The sequence below is a fragment of the Rhizobium sp. IY2 genome (assembly GCF_047532935.1).
Lineage (GTDB): Bacteria > Pseudomonadota > Alphaproteobacteria > Rhizobiales > Rhizobiaceae > Rhizobium > Rhizobium anhuiense.
In genome coordinates, this window is sequence record NZ_JBLKNU010000001.1 from 1148831 (window position 1) to 1166993 (window position 18163).

Consider the following 18163-nt stretch of genomic DNA (forward strand, 5'->3'; position numbering starts at 1 on the left):
CTATTCCGGTGCGGAGGTCTGCAGCGCCAACGCGTGCAGTATGCCGCCCATATTGCCCTTCAGCGCCTCGTAGACCATCTGGTGCTGCTGCACGCGGCTCTTGCCGCGAAAGGCTTCGGCGACGACTTCGGCGGCGTAATGATCGCCGTCTCCCGCCAGATCGCGGATCGTCACCTTGGCACCGGGAATCCCAGCCTTGATCATGTCTTCGATATCGCCGGGTTTCATGGCCATGATCGTTACTCCTTGCGCATCATTCCGCAGCCAGTTCGCCGCGGCCTTCCATGAAATCAGGGAACCACGATTCATGGGCATCGCGCAATTGCTGAATCGGCAGCGAGATGAGATCGCCGACGAGGAGCGCCGTTCCTCCGACCGTGCCGAGACGGCGGAAGGGGACGCCGGCGCCTTCGGCATTGGCGCAAACGAAATTTGCGACGTCCGCAGGCACCGTCAGCACGTAGCGCGCTTGATCCTCGCCGAAGAGCAGCGCATGCGGCGCGCCCTTGGCTTCGCCGAGATCGATGACGAGACCCTTGCCTGAGGCCATCGCCATTTCGGCGAGCGCCACGGCAAGACCGCCCGAAGAAATGTCGTGGCAGGCGGTCGCCTGGCCGTTGCGGATGACGGAGCGGACGAAATCGCCATTGCGGCGCTCGGCGAACAGATCCACCTCGGGTGCGGGACCTTCGCGGCTGGCAAGCACGTCTCTGACATAGACGGACTGGCCGAGATGGCTGCCGTCGACGCCGATCATGATCACCTTGTCGCCGTCGTTGGCGGTGCCGATGCGGGCCATCTGGCTCCAATCCGGCAACAGGCCGACGCCTGCGATCGTCGGGGTGGGCAGGATGGCGACGCCGTTGGTCTCGTTGTAGAGCGAGACGTTGCCGGAGACGATCGGGAAATCGAGTGCGCGGCAGGCTTCGCCGATGCCCTTCACTGCCTCGACGAACTGGCCCATGATCTCGGGCTTTTCAGGATTGCCGAAATTGAGATTGTCGGTGGCGGCGAGCGGCTCGGCGCCTGTCGCGGTGATGTTGCGCCAGCATTCGGCGACCGCCTGCTTGCCGCCTTCGAAGGGATCGGCTTCGACATAACGCGGGGTGACGTCGGAGGAGAAGGCGAGCGCCTTGCTCGGATGGCCGTCGACGCGCACGACGCCGGCATCGCCGCCCGGAAGCTGCAGCGAATTGCCCTGGATGAGCGTGTCATATTGTTCATACACCCAGCGGCGGCTCGACTGGTTGGCGGAACCGACGAGCTGCAGCAGCGCCTGGCCGTAATCCTGAGGTGCCGCGACGAGATTGGCGGGCAGGGGAGCCTGCTTGCCGGATTCGCGCCAGGGGCGATCATATTCCGGCGCCTGGTCGCCGAGATCCTTGATCGGCAGGTTGGCGACTTCCTCACCCTGGTGCATGACGCGGAAGCGCAGGTCGTCGGTTGTCTTGCCGACGATGGCGAAATCGAGGCCCCACTTGACGAAGATCGCCTTGGCTTCGTCTTCCTTCTCCGGCTGCAGCACCATGAGCATGCGCTCCTGGCTTTCCGACAGCATCATTTCGTAGGCCGTCATCCTCTCTTCGCGAACCGGCACCTTGTCGAGCTCGAGCAGGATGCCGAGATCGCCCTTGGCGCCCATTTCGACGGCCGAGCAGGTGAGGCCGGCCGCACCCATGTCCTGGATGGCGATGACGGCGCCGGTCTTCATCAATTCCAGGCAGGCTTCCAGCAGGCACTTTTCGGTGAAGGGGTCGCCGACCTGAACGGTCGGGCGCTTCTCCTCGATCGATTCGTCGAATTCGGCCGAGGCCATCGTCGCGCCGCCGACGCCGTCGCGGCCGGTCTTGGCGCCGAGATAGACGACAGGCAAGCCGACGCCCTTGGCTTCAGACAGGAAGATGGCGTTGGATTTCGCAATGCCGGCGGCAAAGGCGTTGACGAGGATGTTGCCGTTGTAGCGGGCGTCGAACTCAACTTCACCGCCAACCGTCGGCACGCCGAAGGAATTGCCGTAGCCGCCGACGCCGGAGACGACGCCGGAGACGAGATGACGGGTCTTGGGATGATCCGGCTCGCCGAAGCGCAGCGCGTTCATCGCGGCGATCGGGCGTGCCCCCATGGTGAAGACATCACGCAGGATGCCGCCGACGCCGGTCGCCGCACCTTGATAAGGCTCGATATAGGAGGGGTGGTTGTGGCTCTCCATCTTGAAGACGACGCAATCGCCGTCATCGATGTCGACGACGCCGGCGTTTTCGCCCGGACCCTGGATGACGCGCGGCCCCTTGGTCGGCAGCGTGCGCAGCCATTTCTTCGAGGATTTGTAGGAGCAGTGCTCGTTCCACATGGCCGAGAAGATGCCGAGCTCGGTGAAGGTCGGTTCGCGGCCGATCAGATCTAGAATACGCTGGTACTCGTCCGGCTTCAGGCCATGGCCTGCAATGAGTTCCGGCGTGATCGGGATGGTGTTTGGAATGGTCATGAGCGGAAAGTCCCTGGCGCGTTTTGCGCTGTCTTTAGCTTATGTAGCGGCGGCGCGCGACAGAAAAAAAGCCCGCCGTCAACAGAGGGCGGGCAGGCTTTCTTCACAAAGGCGGCAACCACTCAGAACTTATAGCCGATCTGCAGGCCGGCGCGGGTCATGCCGTCGTTCGGGCCGTCGCAGAGATTGGCATGCGAGGAGTGGGCAATCTGGGCCATCACGTTCCAATTGCGGGTGAAACGGTAGCCGGCGCCCAGATATTCGTGGAAGAGGACGCGACAGCCGAGTTCCGGACCGTCACTGTCGCCCTCGAGATCGCCGGTATGGATGACGCCGCCGAATCCGGCTTCGGTAAAGAGCTTTTCGTTGAAATCGACCGTCCAGGTGAAGCCGGTGAAGAATTGGGTGGCCTCGCCTGACGTGCCGATCGACGTGCCGAGATGGATACGGGGATGCAGCAGCTGCTGCCAGCCGACCGCCGCGTCGTAGCCGAAGGGATCGAAGAGAGCGGTAATCTCGGGAAAGACGCCGTCTTCCCTGGAATGGCCCGATTGTACCGAGGTCGAGACGCCGAAGCGCAATTCATCGAATATCTGCTCGCCGGCCGTTGCCGAACCCGCGGCTGTCGCTGCCACGGATGCCATGCCCAAAAAACGCAACGCGATCCTTCCGTAATCGAGCCTCATTTGCTGTCCTTTGATTCGCGTCAGACGGGAACAACAAAGGCGTAACATGGACGTCGAGTCGCTAAAGCACCTCGAAGAAGCTTCGGCGTTTTTTCCGATTTATGGCGTCGATTTGCAACACGTCATATTTCACCGTCATAGGCGGAGCCGCCATTTTCCAGCAGGCGGCGCAGGATCATCAGGCCCGAAATGAGTTCCTGCCCTGTCTTCGGCGAGGAAAAACCGATGCGGACGCGGTGATAGGTTTTCTCGCCGCGGGCTGCCTTGAACTCATCCTCGTCGTCGACGAGCACGCCGTCGCGATAGGCGGCGTTCTTGAAGGTGCCGGACATCCAGGGTTCGGGCAGTTTCAGCCAGAGGAACGGCGCATGCGGGTGCGATTCGAAATCGAAGCCCTGCAACTGCTCGCGGACGAGCCGGACACGCCGGGAGAGTTCCTCGACGCTTGCCTTGCGGATTTCGTGCGCCGTGCCGCTTTCGACGAGACGTGCGCAGGTCTCTGCCAGGATGAAGGGCAGGCCGCCGGTGATCATCCTGTGCGTCACCTTGATGCGCTGGGCAAAATGCGGCGGGCAGGCGACCCAGCCGCCGCGCACACCGGCGGCGACCGATTTCGACAGGCCGTTGACAAGAAAGGTGCGATCGGGCGCAATCGAGGCGAGCAGCGGCGTGTCGTCATCGGCCATGCCGCCGTAGAGATCGTCCTCGATCAGCCAGACGCCGTGCTTCCGAGCGATTGCAGCGATTGCCACCCGTCGCTCATAGGGCATGATCGCCAGCGTCGGATTGTGGACGGTCGGCATCAGGAAGGCGATCTTCGGATGCTGCTGCTGACAGAGCCGCTCGAAATCCTCGGGAATCACGCCGAGCTCATCGGAATCGACCGTCAGCGTGCGCCTGCCGAGCAGGCGAGCACTGCGGCTGACCTGCGTGTAGGTGAGGTCCTCGAAGACGATCTTGTCGCCCGGCGCCGAGACGGCCGAGATCACTGATATCGCCGCCGCATGGGCGCCGAGCGTCGGCACGACGTTCTCGACCTCCGGCGTCCAGCCGCTGCGGGCAAGCCAGAGGCGGCCGGCCTCGAACCAGTTGCGCGGGAAACTCCGGGAATAGGAGGAAATTTCGGACAGATGCTGTTCGCCGATCTCGGCGAGGATGCCCGCTATGACCTTGCCCTGACCGAGATCGGGCGCGGCCGTCGTGTCAAAACGGATCTTGTTGGCAGGTGCATCCTGGACGCGGGTGCCGCCGAGCGAGACGGTCAGCGGATCGATCTGCTCGCCGGGCGGCGTTTCGGAGCGGTTCAGCACATAGGTGCCGCGCCCCACTTCGCCGGCGACCAGGCCCCGCTCATGCACCAGCGCATAGGCGCGGCCGATCGTGCCGATTGTCACGCCGATATCATAGGCAAGATTGCGCTGCGGCGGCAGCTTGCTGCCGGCGGGCAGGGCGCCGCTTGATATTGCGGATTCAATGCTGTCGGCGAGCCGGAGATAGACCGGCCCGGAACCGCGGGAAATATCGGGAAGCCAATTTGTCATGGTGACAATTGTATATATTGGCACATTGTATCGGTCAAGCGTATGAGTCAATTCCAACGACAAGCCGTGAGGATTCCTGGAATGTCTGCCTTACCCGAGATCAAAATGCCGATTGTACCGATTGTCTCCTATGAGGACAGGAGACAGATCATTCTCCCCGACGTGCCCGCTGAGGCGACGACGCGGCTCGGCCGGATCTGGGCGGCCACTCTTCTCTGGCATCAGAAGCGGGAAGGCCGGCGTGCGCTGAGAAACCTGACGGCGAACGAGCTCAAGGATATCGGCGTGTCGCAGTCCGATGCGGCGCGCGAAGTCAGCAAGTCGTTCTTCTGGGACTGAAGATGCTTTCCGAACGGATCATGCTTTCGGAACTGAACGGGGCGATTAGAGCCTTTCCGGGTTAGATTGCAGCATTCTGCCGGAGCAGGTTTTCGTCAGGGCAAAGGCGATTGGCGAAGGGCATACCTCTTGGTACGTCCGAGCCGATCGCCTTTGCCCTGGCGGAAAGATGCCTGGCCCTTCGGGTTGGCTGAAACGGGCCGGCTGATCGACCGGCCGGCTTGGCCGTAGAGCCGGGCTACGACGCGCGCCGGCCGGTCGACCATCCGACTCCGTTTGAGCCAACAGAATGCTGCAAGCTAACCCGGAAAGGCTCTAGCTGCAGGCCTTGTTGCCTGCCGACCAGCGATTGACGTCGGCGGCGATGCGGCCGGCTACCGGCTCCTGCATCATCGGCCCGAAGGCCTGGAGACGCGAGGGGCTTCCCTCAGCCTGCACGACGAGCAGCGGCCGGCTTTCCGGGCTGCCCTTGTGGACGACCAGGATGCGCGGCCGGCCGGAAAAGGAATTGAGTTCCGGTGCGAGCTTATAGGCGGCAAAAGCCGGATCGCCCGACTTGAACCAGCAGGCATTGGCGCCGAGCGCCACGCGTTCCATCGTCGGCAGCGCGCCACGGTTCGGGCCTGTCGTCGGTGCCGGCGTCTGGCAGGCTGCGACCATGGCTGCGAGAGCGGTCAACAGGGCGGCGTTTGCGAGGCGAGGGCGCATCAATCTTGCTCCAGATCCGGACGGAAGGATTTTCGGGTGCATGCAGTTGCCCAAAACCGCTACGCGCGGGGCAACGTGCAGGTCTCAGGCGGCGATGACGTCGAGCGCCGAAGCAAAGAGGCCGCGGCCGTCCGAACCGCCATGGGCGGCTTCGATCAGGTTCTCTGGATGCGGCATCATGCCGAGCACGTTGCCCTTTTCGTTCATCACTGCGGCGATATCGTTGATCGAGCCGTTCGGATTGGTGCCCTCGGCATAACGGAATACCACCTGGCCATTGCCTTCGATCGCAGCCAGCGTCGCTTCGTCGGCGAAATAATTGCCGTCATGATGGGCGACCGGGCAGCGGATGACTTGGCCCTGCGCATAAGCGCGGGTGAAATCCGTCTCGGCATTGACGACTTCGAGCTTGATTTCGCGGCAGACGAATTTCAGCGAGGAATTGCGCATCAGCGCGCCGGGCAGCAGGCCGGCCTCGACGAGGATCTGGAAGCCGTTGCAGACGCCGAGCACCTTCACGCCCTTCGCAGCCTTGTCGATGATTGCCTGCATGACCGGCATGCGGGCAGCGATCGCGCCGCAGCGCAGGTAATCGCCATAAGAAAAGCCGCCGGGGATGACGATCAGGTCGACATCGGGGATCTCGGTTTCCGTCTGCCAGATCGTCACCGGCTGCTGGCCGGAGATTTTGGCCAAGGCTGCGATCATGTCGCGGTCGCGGTTGAGGCCCGGAAGTTGAACGACAGCTGATTTCATGGGGTCCCTGCGTCTGGCGAAAGATATTGAACTGGAACGCTTTCGGCGAGCCATACTCCATTGTCGGAGACAAAGAAAGAATGACCCTCTGAAAACATGCGGGCCGCGTCGACACGCAGGATGATGTATTCACCCTTGCGACGCCTTGCGACGATTTTAGCCGTGTCGACATCCGCTGAGAGATGAACGTGGTGTCGCTGCATCTTCTTCAAGCCTTCGCGCTCGATCGACTGCCAGTTCGTCAGAGACGTGCCGTGAAATAGAGCGGCAGGCGGTTCAACCGGGTTCAATGCGAGATCGACGTCGACGCTATGACCCTGGTTTGCGCGAATTCTATTATCGGCGAGTGCGAAGCGCTTCTTCGGATTGTTTTCGACAATCTCGATAATATCGGCGCGGGAAACGTCGGATTTCGACGCCAACGCTTTTTCGAGCGCATCGAACGACACCCAACCCTCGCCATCAAGCGTCAAACCCGCGGCATCAGGCGCATGACGCAAAACATAGCTCATATATTTCGAGACTTCCGTCTCCAGCTTTGCTTTCATCATGACGCCAAATCCTCAAGGTCCGCCGGAAGACGGGTCTGTGATCGTCAGTCGATCGCGATTGCGTAGTTCTCGATCACCGTATTGGCGAGCAGCTTTTCGCACATTGCCTTGAGGTCGGCCTCGGCCTTGCCCTTGTCGGCGCCTTCCAGTTCCAGGTCGAAGACCTTGCCCTGTCTTACATGGCCGACGCCCGAGAAGCCGAGGGCGCCAAGCGCACCCTCGATAGCCTTGCCCTGCGGATCGAGAACGCCGTTTTTCAGCGTGACGGTGACACGAGCCTTGATCACTTTGTCTTTCCTGCCTTACTTGACGAGAACCGGGCCGGTGCCGCGCACAGGCTCGTTTTCATTGATGATGCCGAGACGGCGCGCAACTTCGGAATAGGCTTCGAGCAATCCGCCGAGGTCGCGGCGGAAACGATCCTTGTCCATCTTCTCGTGGGTCTCGATATCCCAGAGCCGGCAGCTGTCCGGCGAGATCTCGTCGGCGAGAATGATGCGCATCAGATCGCCTTCGAAGAGGCGGCCGCATTCGATCTTGAAGTCGACGAGCTGGATGCCGACGCCGAGGAACAGGCCGGTCATGAAGTCGTTGACCCGGATGGCAAGCGCCATGATGTCGTCGAGCTCGGCAGGATTGGCCCAGCCGAAGGCAGTGATGTGCTCTTCGGAGACCATCGGATCGTCGAGCGCGTCGGACTTGTAATAGAATTCGATGATCGAGCGCGGCAGCACGACGCCTTCGTCGATGCCGAGGCGCTTGGCGAGAGAACCGGCGGCGACGTTGCGCACGACGATCTCCAGCGGGATCATCTCCACTTCCTTGATCAGCTGCTCGCGCATGTTGAGCCGGCGGATGAAATGGGTGGGGATGCCGATCTTGTTTAGATGGCTGAAGATATATTCGGAAATGCGGTTGTTGAGGACGCCTTTGCCATCGATGACTTCGTGTTTCTTCTTGTTGAAGGCAGTGGCATCGTCTTTGAAGAACTGGATCAAAGTGCCCGGTTCCGGGCCTTCATACAGAATCTTTGCCTTGCCCTCGTAGATACGGCGGCGACGGTTCATCGTGGTCATTCTCTGTTGTTGGCGCTCTTGGGATAGCGCGAGTGGATCGATCTCGTGGCGTCCCCTTAAAGGAAAAGAGAGGGTTTCACAATCCGCCTGTCGCTCCTTCCATGGTTTCCGAATTTCCTGGCCCCGGTTTCCGATTTTACGGAATACCGCCAAGAGAATCGAATGAATTCGCAAGACGAGTCTAGCGCCTTTTCCTCTACGGTGGAATGAAGGCGAAATGGCGGGCCGCTTATGCAGGTGTTTATTTGGCGGCTCTGCTGCGCAGCGCGCGGCGAAGCTCAGTCTGCAAGGCGCGAGCGGCGATTTGCCCGTGGCGCCAGCTTCCGGCGCGGATGAAGGAGGGGATCTGCATGGCCGGCATCGGCCGGGCGAGCGCGTAGCCCTGCAGCGTGTCGCAGTCGAGTTCCTCGAGGATGCGGATGTGATCCGCCGTCTCGACGCCCTCGGCGATGACCAGGATATCAAGCGAGCGGCCGATATCGATGATCGAGCCGACGAGTTTGCGCTGCTCGGCCGATTGCGGCAGCATGCGGATCAGTTCGCGGTCGATCTTCAGCGTCTTGGGGCTTAGGCGCAACAGGCTGACGATCGAGGCATGGCCGGTGCCGAAATCGTCGATCTGGATGTCGATGCCGAGCTTGCGCAGCTTTTTCAGGTTGGCGGCTACCCCCTCGTCGCAATCGTCGAGCGAGATCGATTCCAGCAGTTCGAAGGAGATGGTGCCGGGCTCGATCTTCAGAGCGCGGAGCTTTTTGCCGAGATCGGGATCGGCGAGCCGCCTTGCGGAGACGTTGACCGATATCTTCGGAATCGACAACCCGTCCTTGATCCAGGCGCTGCGATCGGCCAGCGCGCGTTCCAGGATCAGCGCGTCGATGGTCGAGACGACGTCGAGATCCTCGGCGATATCGAGGAAGCGGTCGGGCGTCAGCAGCCCGTGCACCGGGTGCTGCCAGCGCGCTAGTGTTTCGACGCCGGTGACATCGAGCGTGCGGGCATCGAACTGCAGCTGATAGAAGGGCACGAATTCATTGCGTTCGAGGCCGATCAGTATCTCGTCGGCGAGGTGCTTGGCGGAGATGGTGTCGCGGCGGTCAGACGCCGAGAAGAATTCGAAACGGTTGCGGCCCAGGCCCTTGGCCCGATAGAGCGCGATATCGGCGTCGAGCAGCATCTGCTTGGCGTCGAGCGTCGGCCCGCTGTCGACGGTGATGCCGATGCTGGCGCCGAAACGGCAGTCGTGCCCTTCATATCTGACGGGTTTGCGCAATTCGCGGATGACACGTTCGGCAAGGCCGGCGATCTTCTTCGATGCTGGATCGACGGCGCAGAGGATGACAAACTCGTCGCCGCCGATGCGGGCGACGAAATCGGCGGTTCGGACGGAATTCCTCAGCACGTTTGCGGCATGCTGCAGCATGGCGTCGCCGGCCCGGTGGCCGAGCGTGTCGTTGATCTGCTTGAAGCGGTCGAGATCGATATTGCAGGATCGCCAGTGCAAGGTCCTTGGCCCGGCATTCGGCCGAGCGCTCGCCCAGCATCTTGTCGAGGTAGCGGCGGTTCGGCAGGCCTGTAAGGTAATCGTGCAGCGCCAGATGCTCGATGCTCTCCTTGGCGGCTTCGAGCTCGCGGTTGCGCGCTTCCGCCAGATCCTTGGCGCGCTGCAGCTCGTTGCGGAGCGCGGCCTCTTCGGTAACATCCCAGTTGGCGCCGATCAGTTTGCGGTTGCCATTGCCGTCGATGAAGAAGGCCGAGCGGGCGCGGATGACGCGTTCGGCGCCGTCGCCGCGGATGATGCGGTATTCCTGCTGGAAATCACTTCCGCTTTCGACGCTGCGGTCGGACAAGCCAAGCACGCGTTCCCGGTCGTCGGGATGCAGGCTTTTCGCCCAGGCGTCGCCGCCGATCTGACGCGGGGCGCCCTGCAGACCGTAAATGGCAATGAGGCGCTCGTCCCATTCGACGGTATCATGTTCGATATCGGCTTCGAAGACGCCGATGCGGGAAACCTCCAGCGCCAGATCGAGCCGGCGCGACAAACGCGCCAGCGTCTCCTCGGCCTGCTTGCGGGCGGTGATATCGGTATCCGTGCCGACGATGCGCGTCGGCACGCCGCTCTCGTCCCATTCCACGCAGGCACCGCGGCACTCGATCCAGATCCAGTGGCCGTCCCTGTGGCGCTCGCGATATTCGAAGATCTGGTAGTTGGGATCGCCGGCGTTCTGCCGGTCGATGGCATGGATGACGAAATCGCGATCGTCGGGATGAACGAGCTGCAGCCAGGCGTCGTAATCGCCGGCGGCTTCCTCGTCGGGCGCCATGCCGCGCATGGTTTTCCACGTCTGCGAGTAATATTTCCGATCGAGACGGTAGTTATGATCCCATACGCCAAGGCCCGAGCCGACGAGTGCGTGGTTCCAGCGGCTTTCCCGCTCCGCCAGGTCGGAATCGTCGGCCGCCCCATTGCCTATGCCTGCCTCAGCCGCTGCGGCTTCGCCATGCGGATCATCAGCCTCTGGAAGGGCTTTCTTCACGGGCATTCTCGCTTATTTCACCTCGGTGCAGTCTGCTGTCATTCCATTAAGAAAGACTTAGAAAGCACTTGCTCAACAAGCGAGAAGGCGGGTTTTCCTCACTCAGCGGAGAGCCGGCTGAGGAACTGGGCAAAGACCATGGTGCCTTCGGGCCAGGGACCGTGACCGGAATCGGCATTGATGTGACCGGACTCGCCGGCATCGACGAGGAAGGAGCCCCAGCTGCTGGCGATATCGTCGGCATGGTCGTAACTGCCGAACGGGTCGTTGCGGCTGGCGACCGTGATCGACGGGAAGGGCAGCGGATCGCGCGGATAGGGGCCGAAGGTCATCAGATGCTTCGGGCGGATGTCGGGATTGGCGACATCGGGCGGAGCAACGAGGAACGCGCCCGCCACCCGGTTGCGGAAATGCGGGATGGCGTGGATCACCGAGGGCACGCCCAGCGAATGGGCGACGAGAATGACCGGGCGGGTCGAGGCGTTCACCTCCTCGGCGATGCGGGCGATCCAGTCCTCGCGGACCGGCTTCGTCCATTCGACCTGTTCGACACGGCGCGCCGTGCTGAGCTTTGCCTCCCAGCGGCTCTGCCAGTGGCTCGGGCCCGAGTTGGTGTAGCCGGGGATGATGAGGATATCTGCGTCTGAGGCTTTCATGGTGCCGCCGATGTGAGAAAGCTTGGCCGAGATGTCAAGAGGGGATGCCAAGGGAGAGAGCGACAGGGCGGCTGAAACTTGTTATATTGCTCGAGTGCCGGTTGCGGATTTCGTGTCGGCTTGCCCGCCGATGCTGTCCGCCGCCGATCAGGTCTCGGCTGAGGAGGAGAAAGCCATGGCGGCATTTCATGTCATGACGGGTTCAAGTGAAAACTTTGTGCGCCCCGTCGTCAATCGCATCAGTATCGCCGACGTCTTCGACGCGCTGAAGCGCGGGTACAATGATTTCATGGAGAAACCGTCCCACTATGTGTTCCTATGCCTGATGTACCCGATCGCCGGCGTCTTCCTGACGCTGTGGACCTCGGGCGCCAACCTTTTGCCGATGGTCTTCCCTCTGATGGCGGGTTTCGCGCTGATCGGCCCGATCGCGGCGATCGGCCTCTACGAAATCAGCCGCCGGCGCGAGGCCGGCCTTGACACGTCCTGGACGCACGCGCTCGAAGTGCGCCATTCGCCGGCTCTGCCATCGATCGTGGCGGTCGGACTGATGCTCTGCGCTTTCTTTGTCGTCTGGCTGGTGACGGCGCAGACGCTCTACAGCAATCTGCTCGGCGAAGTGTTCCCGCGCAGCATGGCGGATTTCTTCAGCCAGGTCTTCGGCACGCCCCAGGGCATGCAGCTGATCATCTGGGGCAATCTCATCGGCTTCGTCTTCGCGCTCGTCGTGCTGGCGATGACCGTCATCACTTTTCCGTTGCTGCTCGACCGCGATGTCGGGGCGGTGGCCGCCGTCACGGCGTCGATCCGCGCGATGGTTCTCAATCCGGTGCCGGTGCTGCTCTGGGGCCTGATCGTCGCCGCACTGCTCGTGATCGGCACGATCCCGGTCTTTGCCGGGCTTGCGCTGGTTATCCCGATCCTCGGCCATGCGACCTGGCATCTCTATCGCAAGCTGATTGCGCGGGAAGCCGCCGCGTAACCAAGCCTCGCCCCCAGGGAATTCTCGAATCCCTGGGGAACCTCAAACCTGCCTCGGAGTTTTTTGCCAGAGCATGATGTCGTCGAGACCATGCTCTGGAGACGTCGAGGGAGGATTTCAGAGGTGGCGATAAAGCATCTGTTTGCCCGCTTCGCAACCAAGACATCAGAATGGGCGGGCAAGCCCGTTATCTTCATCCTGGCGCTCATCGCCGTTATCATCTGGGCCTGCCTAGGCCCGTTCTTCGATTATTCGGAAACCTGGCAGCTGGTGATCAATACCGGCACGACAATCATCACCTTCCTGATGGTCTTCGTATTGCAGAACGCCCAGACGCGCGACACGCGGGCGATCCAGGCCAAACTCAACGAAATCATCCTGACGAGCCACGCCGAGAACCGTTTCATCGGTATCGAGAACCTCGACGAGGAGGAGCTGAAGCGCCTCGACGAGTTGGTCGCCAAGGCCGCCAAGGGCAGGGGTGAGACGGAGGCTTGCAGGACAGAGGAGGCGGCGAAAGCGGCGCCTTTGAAAAAGGCCGCGGCACGCAAGCGCCCTGTTGCCGCCAAAGGAAACAAGCAGAAACAACGGCCGCTTGAGAAAAACTGAACCATCATCCGCTCTGCAATTGCAGAGAGCCAAAGGCAGAAATAAAACGGCGCCGGCGAGGGCGCCGCCATATCGTTGATTGCAGATCGCTCAGGCGTTGCCGAACACCCGCCGGAAAATCGTATCCACATGCTTGGTATGATATCCGAGATCGAATTTCTCCCGAATATCCTCCTCGGATAGCGCAGCCCGCACCTCGGCATCAGCCAGCAGCTCTTCGAGAAAATCCTTGCCCTGTTCCCAGACCTTCATGGCGTTGCGCTGCACCAGGCGGTAGGCATCCTCGCGGGAGGTGCCGGCCTGGGTCAGCGCCAGCAGGACGCGCTGGGAGTGGACGAGGCCGCGGAACTTGTTGAGGTTCTTTTCCATATTCTCCGGATAGACCAGCAGCTTTTCGATGACGCCGGCGAGGCGTGAGAGGGCGAAATCGAGCGTCACGGTCGCATCCGGACCAATCATGCGTTCGACCGAGGAATGGGAGATGTCGCGCTCGTGCCAGAGGGCGACGTTTTCCATCGCCGGCATGGCATAGGAGCGGACCATGCGGGCAAGGCCGGTCAGGTTTTCGGTCAGCACCGGATTGCGCTTGTGCGGCATGGCCGAAGAGCCCTTCTGGCCGGGCGAGAAATATTCCTCCGCCTCCAGCACTTCGGTGCGCTGCAGGTGGCGGATCTCGGTCGCCAGCCGCTCGATCGACGAGGCGACGACGCCAAGGGTGGCGAAATACATGGCGTGGCGGTCACGCGGGATGACCTGCGTCGAGACCGGTTCGGCCTTCAGGCCGAGCGCCTCGGCGACATGTTCCTCGACGCGCGGATCGATATTGGCGAAGGTGCCGACGGCGCCCGAGATGGCGCAGGTCGCGACTTCCTCGCGGGCGGCGACTAGGCGCTGGCGGCAGCGCTCGAATTCGGCATAGGCGAGCGCCAGCTTGACGCCGAAGGTGGTGGGCTCGGCATGAATGCCGTGAGAACGGCCGATGGTGACGGTGTCCTTGTGTTCGAAGGCGCGGGTTTTTAGCGCTTCGAGCAGGCGATCGAGATCGGCGATGAGGATGTCGGTGGCGCGGACCAGCTGGACGTTGAAGCAGGTATCGAGCACGTCGGACGAGGTCATACCCTGGTGGACGAAACGCGCATCCGGGCCGACGATTTCGGCAAGATGGGTGAGGAAGGCGATGACGTCATGCTTGGTGACGGCCTCGATCTCGTCGATGCGGGCAACGTCGAAGGTGGCGGCGCCACCTTTTTCCCAGATTGTCTTAGCCGCGGATTTCGGGATGACGCCCAGTTCGGCCAGCGCGTCGCAAGCATGCGCCTCGATCTCGAACCAGATGCGGAACTTGGTTTCGGGAGACCAGATGGCGACCATTTCGGGCCGGGAATAACGCGGGATCATGGGCTGCTGCCTTCACTTCAAGAGATTTGTTCAAGGTTGAAGCCCCTGTAGCAAAGACGGGCGGCAATCTCAATGCATGCGTTTGGCAAGATGATAGCTGCTGACGACAAGGCAGACGAGACCAAGCGGCAGGAAAAGACGCAGGCCGATCACCAGGAACTGGTAGACGGCGCTGATACTGGTGAAGACGAACTGGAAAGCCCAGATGATGCTGCCGAAGGGGGCGTGCCAGCGCGAATAGAAGATCCGGTATTCCATGGCGAAGAGGAAGGCGGTCATCGCAATCGTCGCTGCTGTCAGCGTCACGAAAAAAGCGGCAAAACGTGCTTCCGGCGGCCTGTCATAGGCAAGGAAGCGGGCGACCGGCAGGGCGAAGGGCCAGGCGAGCAGGCCGCCGAGGAAATAGAGTGTGGCGACCTCGGCTAGACGGCTCGTCTCCAGGCCGTTGCGCAGGTAAAGGCCGAGCATGGCGGCGGCGAGCATCTGCATGCCCCAAAGCAGCGCGCCGGCAATCAGATCAGGGTAGGGCGGCCGCGCAGCTCTTAGACGATCCATCCTCGGGCGATCCGTCCTGGGGCGATCCATGCTCAGGGATGAACCGGAACGGCGATCCAGCGTCCGTTCCTCTCGGCATCGAAGGCGAGGATGAGGGCGATGTGAACCTGATTTCCGGTTTCCGGCTGATAGACCATCGCGCCGCCGATCCGGTATTCGACCGAACATACCCGTTCGGCCGGAACGGCGGTGGCCTGGCGTGCCGCCTGGCGGTTCGGAGCGCCCTCCTTCTCGATCATCTGCAGGCTGAAGCCAAGCACCCGCTTGTCGATCGAAGCGCACTCCTTCGGCGTCGGCACCGGCATCTCGCCGAGCGAGAGCGTATAGGGTGATTTTGGTGGACCGTCGGTCGCAAGCGTCGTGTAACGGATCGTCTTCGAAGGAGAACCGAGTTCGGTCGGCGGATTGAAGGCGGCGATCAGGCCGGGATTGGTCAGGAGATCGTATTTGTCCATCTCGCCGCGTGCCGCCGTCAGGTTCTGCCGCCGCGCCTTGGAAAGATTGGCGTCCTTATCGGTCAGTTCGGTGCGAAACGGCGTGCCCTCGAGATACTGGCCGCTGCCGGTATTGACGAAATAGGTGTTGGAGTAGGGGACGCGGCCCTCCTCCTTGATGCCGAATTCCTGAAATCCGAAGACCTTGCCGTCGGCGGAAAAGCCGATCGGCTGGATATTGGCAATGTCTCCGGCAAGTGACATGCCGGGCAGGCCGGCAAGTGCGGCGGCAAGCACGCCGCCAATGATGAGACGCTTCTTCATGTTCGTGCCCCTTCGGCTGCCTGACGCAGATCGGCGATGGTCCGACGGTAAGCCTCGACCGTATCGCCCTTGAAAATTGCCGAGCCGGCGACGAGGACGTTGCCGCCCGCCCGGGCAATTGCCGGCGCCGTTTCCACAGTCACGCCGCCGTCGACCTCGAGTTCGATCGGCCGATCACCGATCAGTGACTTCGCCGCCGCGATCTTGGCCGCCATCGCCGGAATGAACTTCTGTCCGCCGAAGCCGGGATTGACCGACATGATCAGGATGAGGTCGACATCGTCGAGCACGTTCTCGATGGCGCTGAGCGGTGTCGCCGGATTGATCGTCACGCCGACCTTCTTGCCGAGATTGCGGATGGTCTGCAGCGAGCGGTGCAGATGCGGTCCGGCTTCGGCATGGACAGTGATCCGATCGCAGCCGGCCTTGGCGAAGGCTTCGAGATAATCGTCGACCGGCGAGATCATCAGGTGGCAGTCGAAGGTGGCTGATGTGTAGGAGCGCAGCGACTTGATGACATCAGAGCCGAAGGAGATGTTCGGCACGAAATGCCCGTCCATCACGTCGAGATGGATCCAGTCGGCGCCGGCGGCCGTTACGTCGCGCACCTCCTCGCCGAGCCTGGCGAAATCCGCCGCGAGGATCGAGGGGGCGATGCGAATGGGCAGCGTCATCAAATCTTACTCCATATGGGTCGCCATTTGACTGCGGCGCCCTGATTCAAGGCTGGCGCGCGCCGCTCATTGCGTTGGCGCGGCGGGTGGAAAAAAGCCGTTGCCCCGCCATTCGAGCAGGCGGTAGGGGTTTTGCGAAAGCTCATGCGCGCCGGTGAAGGCCATAGTGCCGATCGGCGTCTGGAATGTCGTGCCGAGAAGCATCTCCTGGAGGGGTTTGCTCGCTGCAGCGGCGGCTTCCGCAGCCTGGCCGGCAATGAGTGCCGCGGCCAGCGACGGCAGGACATAACCTTCCGGCTCGATGCCTTTGGCGCGCAAAGCGTCGGCTGCAGCTGCGCTTTCCGGCCGAACGGTATATTCGGGCAGGGCAACGGCGCGCACGCCTGTAATCAGCGGCAGCGGCTGGTCGGCGGCGCGCATGGCATCGCCGCCGAGGATGGACAGCGGGATGTTCTCCGCCTTGGCGTCGCGGGCGATGACGGCAACGTCGTTGCGGTCGCCGCCGATGAAGACCCTGGTGGCGCCGGCCCGTTTCAGGCGGCGCACGAGGGCAATCTGCTGTTCCTGTCCCGGCCGATAGGTGTCGGTAAAGACCGGCTTCAGGCCGTTCTGCTCCAGCGCGTTGCGCACTGCTTCCGTCAGTTCTCGGCCATGGATGGTGCCGTCTTCGATCAGGGCGATCGGATCGGCGGCCCAGTCCTTCAGGATGATTTCGATGATCTTTGCCGCCTCGGCGCCGTCGGCGGGCGCTGCCCGGAAGAGCGGCCAGCCGTTCTTCAGCGCATCCTCCATCAGGATGCGGGAGCGCACGGAGACGGTGATCGCGGGAATGTTGGCGTCCTTCAGCTTCGGCAGTGCGCCTTCCAGCGTCTCGCTGCAGAGAAAGCCGATCGCGACCTGCACCTTGGCATTGATCAGCGCGTCGGCAATTGCTGCGCCGCTATTCTCTTCGCAGGTCTCGTTGATGGCGACCAGAGTATTGCCTGATTGTTGAATCTCGAAACCGGCGCCGGCGGCAATCTGGGCGCCGAGGAGGGCGAGCGTGCCGTTCTGAGGGGCGACGACGCCGATCGTCACGCCTGCCGCATGGCTCGGCACGGCCGCTCCCAGCAGCGTCAGAAAGGCTGCTATGCCACGCAGGTTGATCATGAAAGGCGAAGATCCCTAGCCGTCGTCCATGCCCTTTTATCCGCAAGGCCGCGATCGTCAAAGAAAAACAAGCGCAACGCAGCGCTTTTCACCGGTCCTATTGTAGAAAAGGTAACCGATGCTCGCCATATTGGCGCGATAACAAGTCGATCAATGCAAAAGCGCGCACGGGAGAAGCAGGTGTTGAACAGGCAGCATATCGACCCTGGCCTTTATCGCGATGCCATGAGCCGTTATGCCGGCCATGTGCAGCTCGTGACGACGGCGATGGGCGAGTTGCGCCGCGGCGTCACCATCACCGCCGCCTGCTCGGTCTCGGATAATCCGGCCTCGGTGCTGATCTGCCTCAACAACACCAACCCGAAGAACGACATCTTTTTCAGGAGCGGCATCTTCGCCCTGAATACGCTCGGCGCCCATCATCAGGGCGTCGCCGATGCCTTTTCCGGACGCACGGCGCTTGCCGATGACGACCGTTTCGCCAGCGCCCGTTTTGAGATGCTCGTCACCGGCGCGCCCGTCCTGGCCGACGCGCTTGCCGCCTTCGATTGCCGGGTGACCGACATCAAGGAAATGCCGACGCACAATGTCATCTTCGGCGAAGTTGCGGCCGTCCGCTTCAGCGAAAAACACCCAGCGCTCATCTATATGGACCGGGATTATCACGCGCTGTGATGAGAGCGCCGTGGCCGAGATTTCGAGGGAA

Annotated in this window: 19 protein-coding genes and 1 pseudogene; 4 read left to right on the forward strand and 16 right to left on the reverse strand. The window is 62.0% G+C overall.

What is annotated here, in order from left to right:
- The 4 genes from ACMUVN_RS05580 to ACMUVN_RS05595 form a co-directional block, all read right to left on the reverse strand.
- Positions 1-234 (reverse strand): BolA/IbaG family iron-sulfur metabolism protein, encoded by a 234-nt coding sequence (locus ACMUVN_RS05580; RefSeq protein ID WP_003579540.1) that lies wholly within the window; start codon positions 232-234, stop codon positions 1-3.
- Positions 235-253: 19 nt separating this feature from the next.
- Positions 254-2485 carry a phosphoribosylformylglycinamidine synthase subunit PurL gene (purL, locus tag ACMUVN_RS05585; RefSeq protein ID WP_132571894.1) on the reverse strand — a complete coding sequence of 744 codons (2232 nt, stop codon included), beginning with the start codon at positions 2483-2485 and terminating at the stop codon, positions 254-256.
- A 122-nt stretch (positions 2486-2607) separates the two neighbouring features.
- Positions 2608-3171: an acyloxyacyl hydrolase gene (locus tag ACMUVN_RS05590; RefSeq protein ID WP_097543645.1), complete on the reverse strand. Its 564-nt coding sequence runs from the start codon at positions 3169-3171 to the stop codon at positions 2608-2610.
- 122 nt (positions 3172-3293) lie between these two features.
- Positions 3294-4712: a PLP-dependent aminotransferase family protein gene (locus tag ACMUVN_RS05595; RefSeq protein ID WP_047609998.1), complete on the reverse strand. Its 1419-nt coding sequence runs from the start codon at positions 4710-4712 to the stop codon at positions 3294-3296.
- Between the two features lie 81 nt (positions 4713-4793).
- Between ACMUVN_RS05595 and ACMUVN_RS05600 the strand changes: the two genes are divergently transcribed.
- Positions 4794-5051 (forward strand): DUF1127 domain-containing protein, encoded by a 258-nt coding sequence (locus ACMUVN_RS05600; protein WP_028758058.1) that lies wholly within the window; start codon positions 4794-4796, stop codon positions 5049-5051.
- 315 nt (positions 5052-5366) lie between these two features.
- Here the strand turns inward: ACMUVN_RS05600 and ACMUVN_RS05605 are convergent, their stop codons facing one another.
- From ACMUVN_RS05605 to ACMUVN_RS05635, 7 genes and pseudogenes are all read right to left on the reverse strand, one after another.
- Entirely contained in the window at positions 5367-5759 is a 393-nt protein-coding gene (locus ACMUVN_RS05605; protein WP_028758057.1) for a hypothetical protein, read from the reverse strand.
- Positions 5760-5843: 84 nt separating this feature from the next.
- On the reverse strand, positions 5844-6515 hold the full coding sequence (gene purQ / locus ACMUVN_RS05610) for a phosphoribosylformylglycinamidine synthase subunit PurQ (protein WP_028758346.1): 672 nt from the start codon (positions 6513-6515) through the stop codon (positions 5844-5846).
- A complete protein-coding gene (locus ACMUVN_RS05615; RefSeq protein ID WP_132571891.1) occupies positions 6512-7066 on the reverse strand; it encodes an RNA 2'-phosphotransferase in 555 nt (184 codons plus the stop codon). The genes purQ and ACMUVN_RS05615 overlap by 4 nt, the downstream gene beginning before the upstream one ends.
- Before the next feature lie 44 nt (positions 7067-7110).
- A complete protein-coding gene (gene purS / locus ACMUVN_RS05620) occupies positions 7111-7353 on the reverse strand; it encodes a phosphoribosylformylglycinamidine synthase subunit PurS (RefSeq protein WP_012757626.1) in 243 nt (80 codons plus the stop codon).
- A 15-nt stretch (positions 7354-7368) separates the two neighbouring features.
- The gene (gene purC, locus ACMUVN_RS05625) at positions 7369-8133 is read right to left on the reverse strand and encodes a phosphoribosylaminoimidazolesuccinocarboxamide synthase (protein ID WP_003568927.1); all 765 of its coding nucleotides are present in this window, start codon (positions 8131-8133) and stop codon (positions 7369-7371) included.
- A gap of 250 nt (positions 8134-8383) precedes the next feature.
- Positions 8384-10682: pseudogene (locus ACMUVN_RS05630) on the reverse strand (putative bifunctional diguanylate cyclase/phosphodiesterase).
- Positions 10683-10774: 92 nt separating this feature from the next.
- Positions 10775-11332 carry an RBBP9/YdeN family alpha/beta hydrolase gene (locus tag ACMUVN_RS05635; protein WP_028758349.1) on the reverse strand — a complete coding sequence of 186 codons (558 nt, stop codon included), beginning with the start codon at positions 11330-11332 and terminating at the stop codon, positions 10775-10777.
- A 175-nt stretch (positions 11333-11507) separates the two neighbouring features.
- Between ACMUVN_RS05635 and ACMUVN_RS05640 the strand changes: the two genes are divergently transcribed.
- Both ACMUVN_RS05640 and ACMUVN_RS05645 read left to right on the forward strand, forming a co-directional pair.
- Positions 11508-12314 carry a DUF2189 domain-containing protein gene (locus ACMUVN_RS05640; RefSeq protein ID WP_132571888.1) on the forward strand — a complete coding sequence of 269 codons (807 nt, stop codon included), beginning with the start codon at positions 11508-11510 and terminating at the stop codon, positions 12312-12314.
- 129 nt (positions 12315-12443) lie between these two features.
- Positions 12444-12923, forward strand: a complete 480-nt coding sequence (locus ACMUVN_RS05645) for a low affinity iron permease family protein (protein ID WP_127430954.1) — start codon at positions 12444-12446, stop codon at positions 12921-12923.
- A gap of 90 nt (positions 12924-13013) precedes the next feature.
- On the opposite strand, the gene purB is transcribed toward ACMUVN_RS05645, so the two are convergent.
- The 5 genes from purB to ACMUVN_RS05670 form a co-directional block, all read right to left on the reverse strand.
- Positions 13014-14321: an adenylosuccinate lyase gene (gene purB / locus ACMUVN_RS05650; RefSeq protein ID WP_028758352.1), complete on the reverse strand. Its 1308-nt coding sequence runs from the start codon at positions 14319-14321 to the stop codon at positions 13014-13016.
- A gap of 69 nt (positions 14322-14390) precedes the next feature.
- Positions 14391-14876 carry a hypothetical protein gene (locus ACMUVN_RS05655; RefSeq protein WP_414814906.1) on the reverse strand — a complete coding sequence of 162 codons (486 nt, stop codon included), beginning with the start codon at positions 14874-14876 and terminating at the stop codon, positions 14391-14393.
- A 32-nt stretch (positions 14877-14908) separates the two neighbouring features.
- The gene (locus ACMUVN_RS05660; protein WP_028758354.1) at positions 14909-15634 is read right to left on the reverse strand and encodes a DUF2259 domain-containing protein; all 726 of its coding nucleotides are present in this window, start codon (positions 15632-15634) and stop codon (positions 14909-14911) included.
- Positions 15631-16308 carry a ribulose-phosphate 3-epimerase gene (gene rpe, locus ACMUVN_RS05665; protein WP_414814907.1) on the reverse strand — a complete coding sequence of 226 codons (678 nt, stop codon included), beginning with the start codon at positions 16306-16308 and terminating at the stop codon, positions 15631-15633. The genes ACMUVN_RS05660 and rpe overlap by 4 nt, the downstream gene beginning before the upstream one ends.
- 66 nt (positions 16309-16374) lie before the next feature.
- Positions 16375-17457 carry an ABC transporter substrate-binding protein gene (locus ACMUVN_RS05670; RefSeq protein WP_047609987.1) on the reverse strand — a complete coding sequence of 361 codons (1083 nt, stop codon included), beginning with the start codon at positions 17455-17457 and terminating at the stop codon, positions 16375-16377.
- A gap of 180 nt (positions 17458-17637) precedes the next feature.
- Between ACMUVN_RS05670 and ACMUVN_RS05675 the strand changes: the two genes are divergently transcribed.
- Complete coding sequence (locus ACMUVN_RS05675; RefSeq protein WP_028758357.1) at positions 17638-18132, forward strand: flavin reductase; 495 nt, start codon at positions 17638-17640, stop codon at positions 18130-18132.
- Positions 18133-18163: the final 31 nt, after the last annotated feature.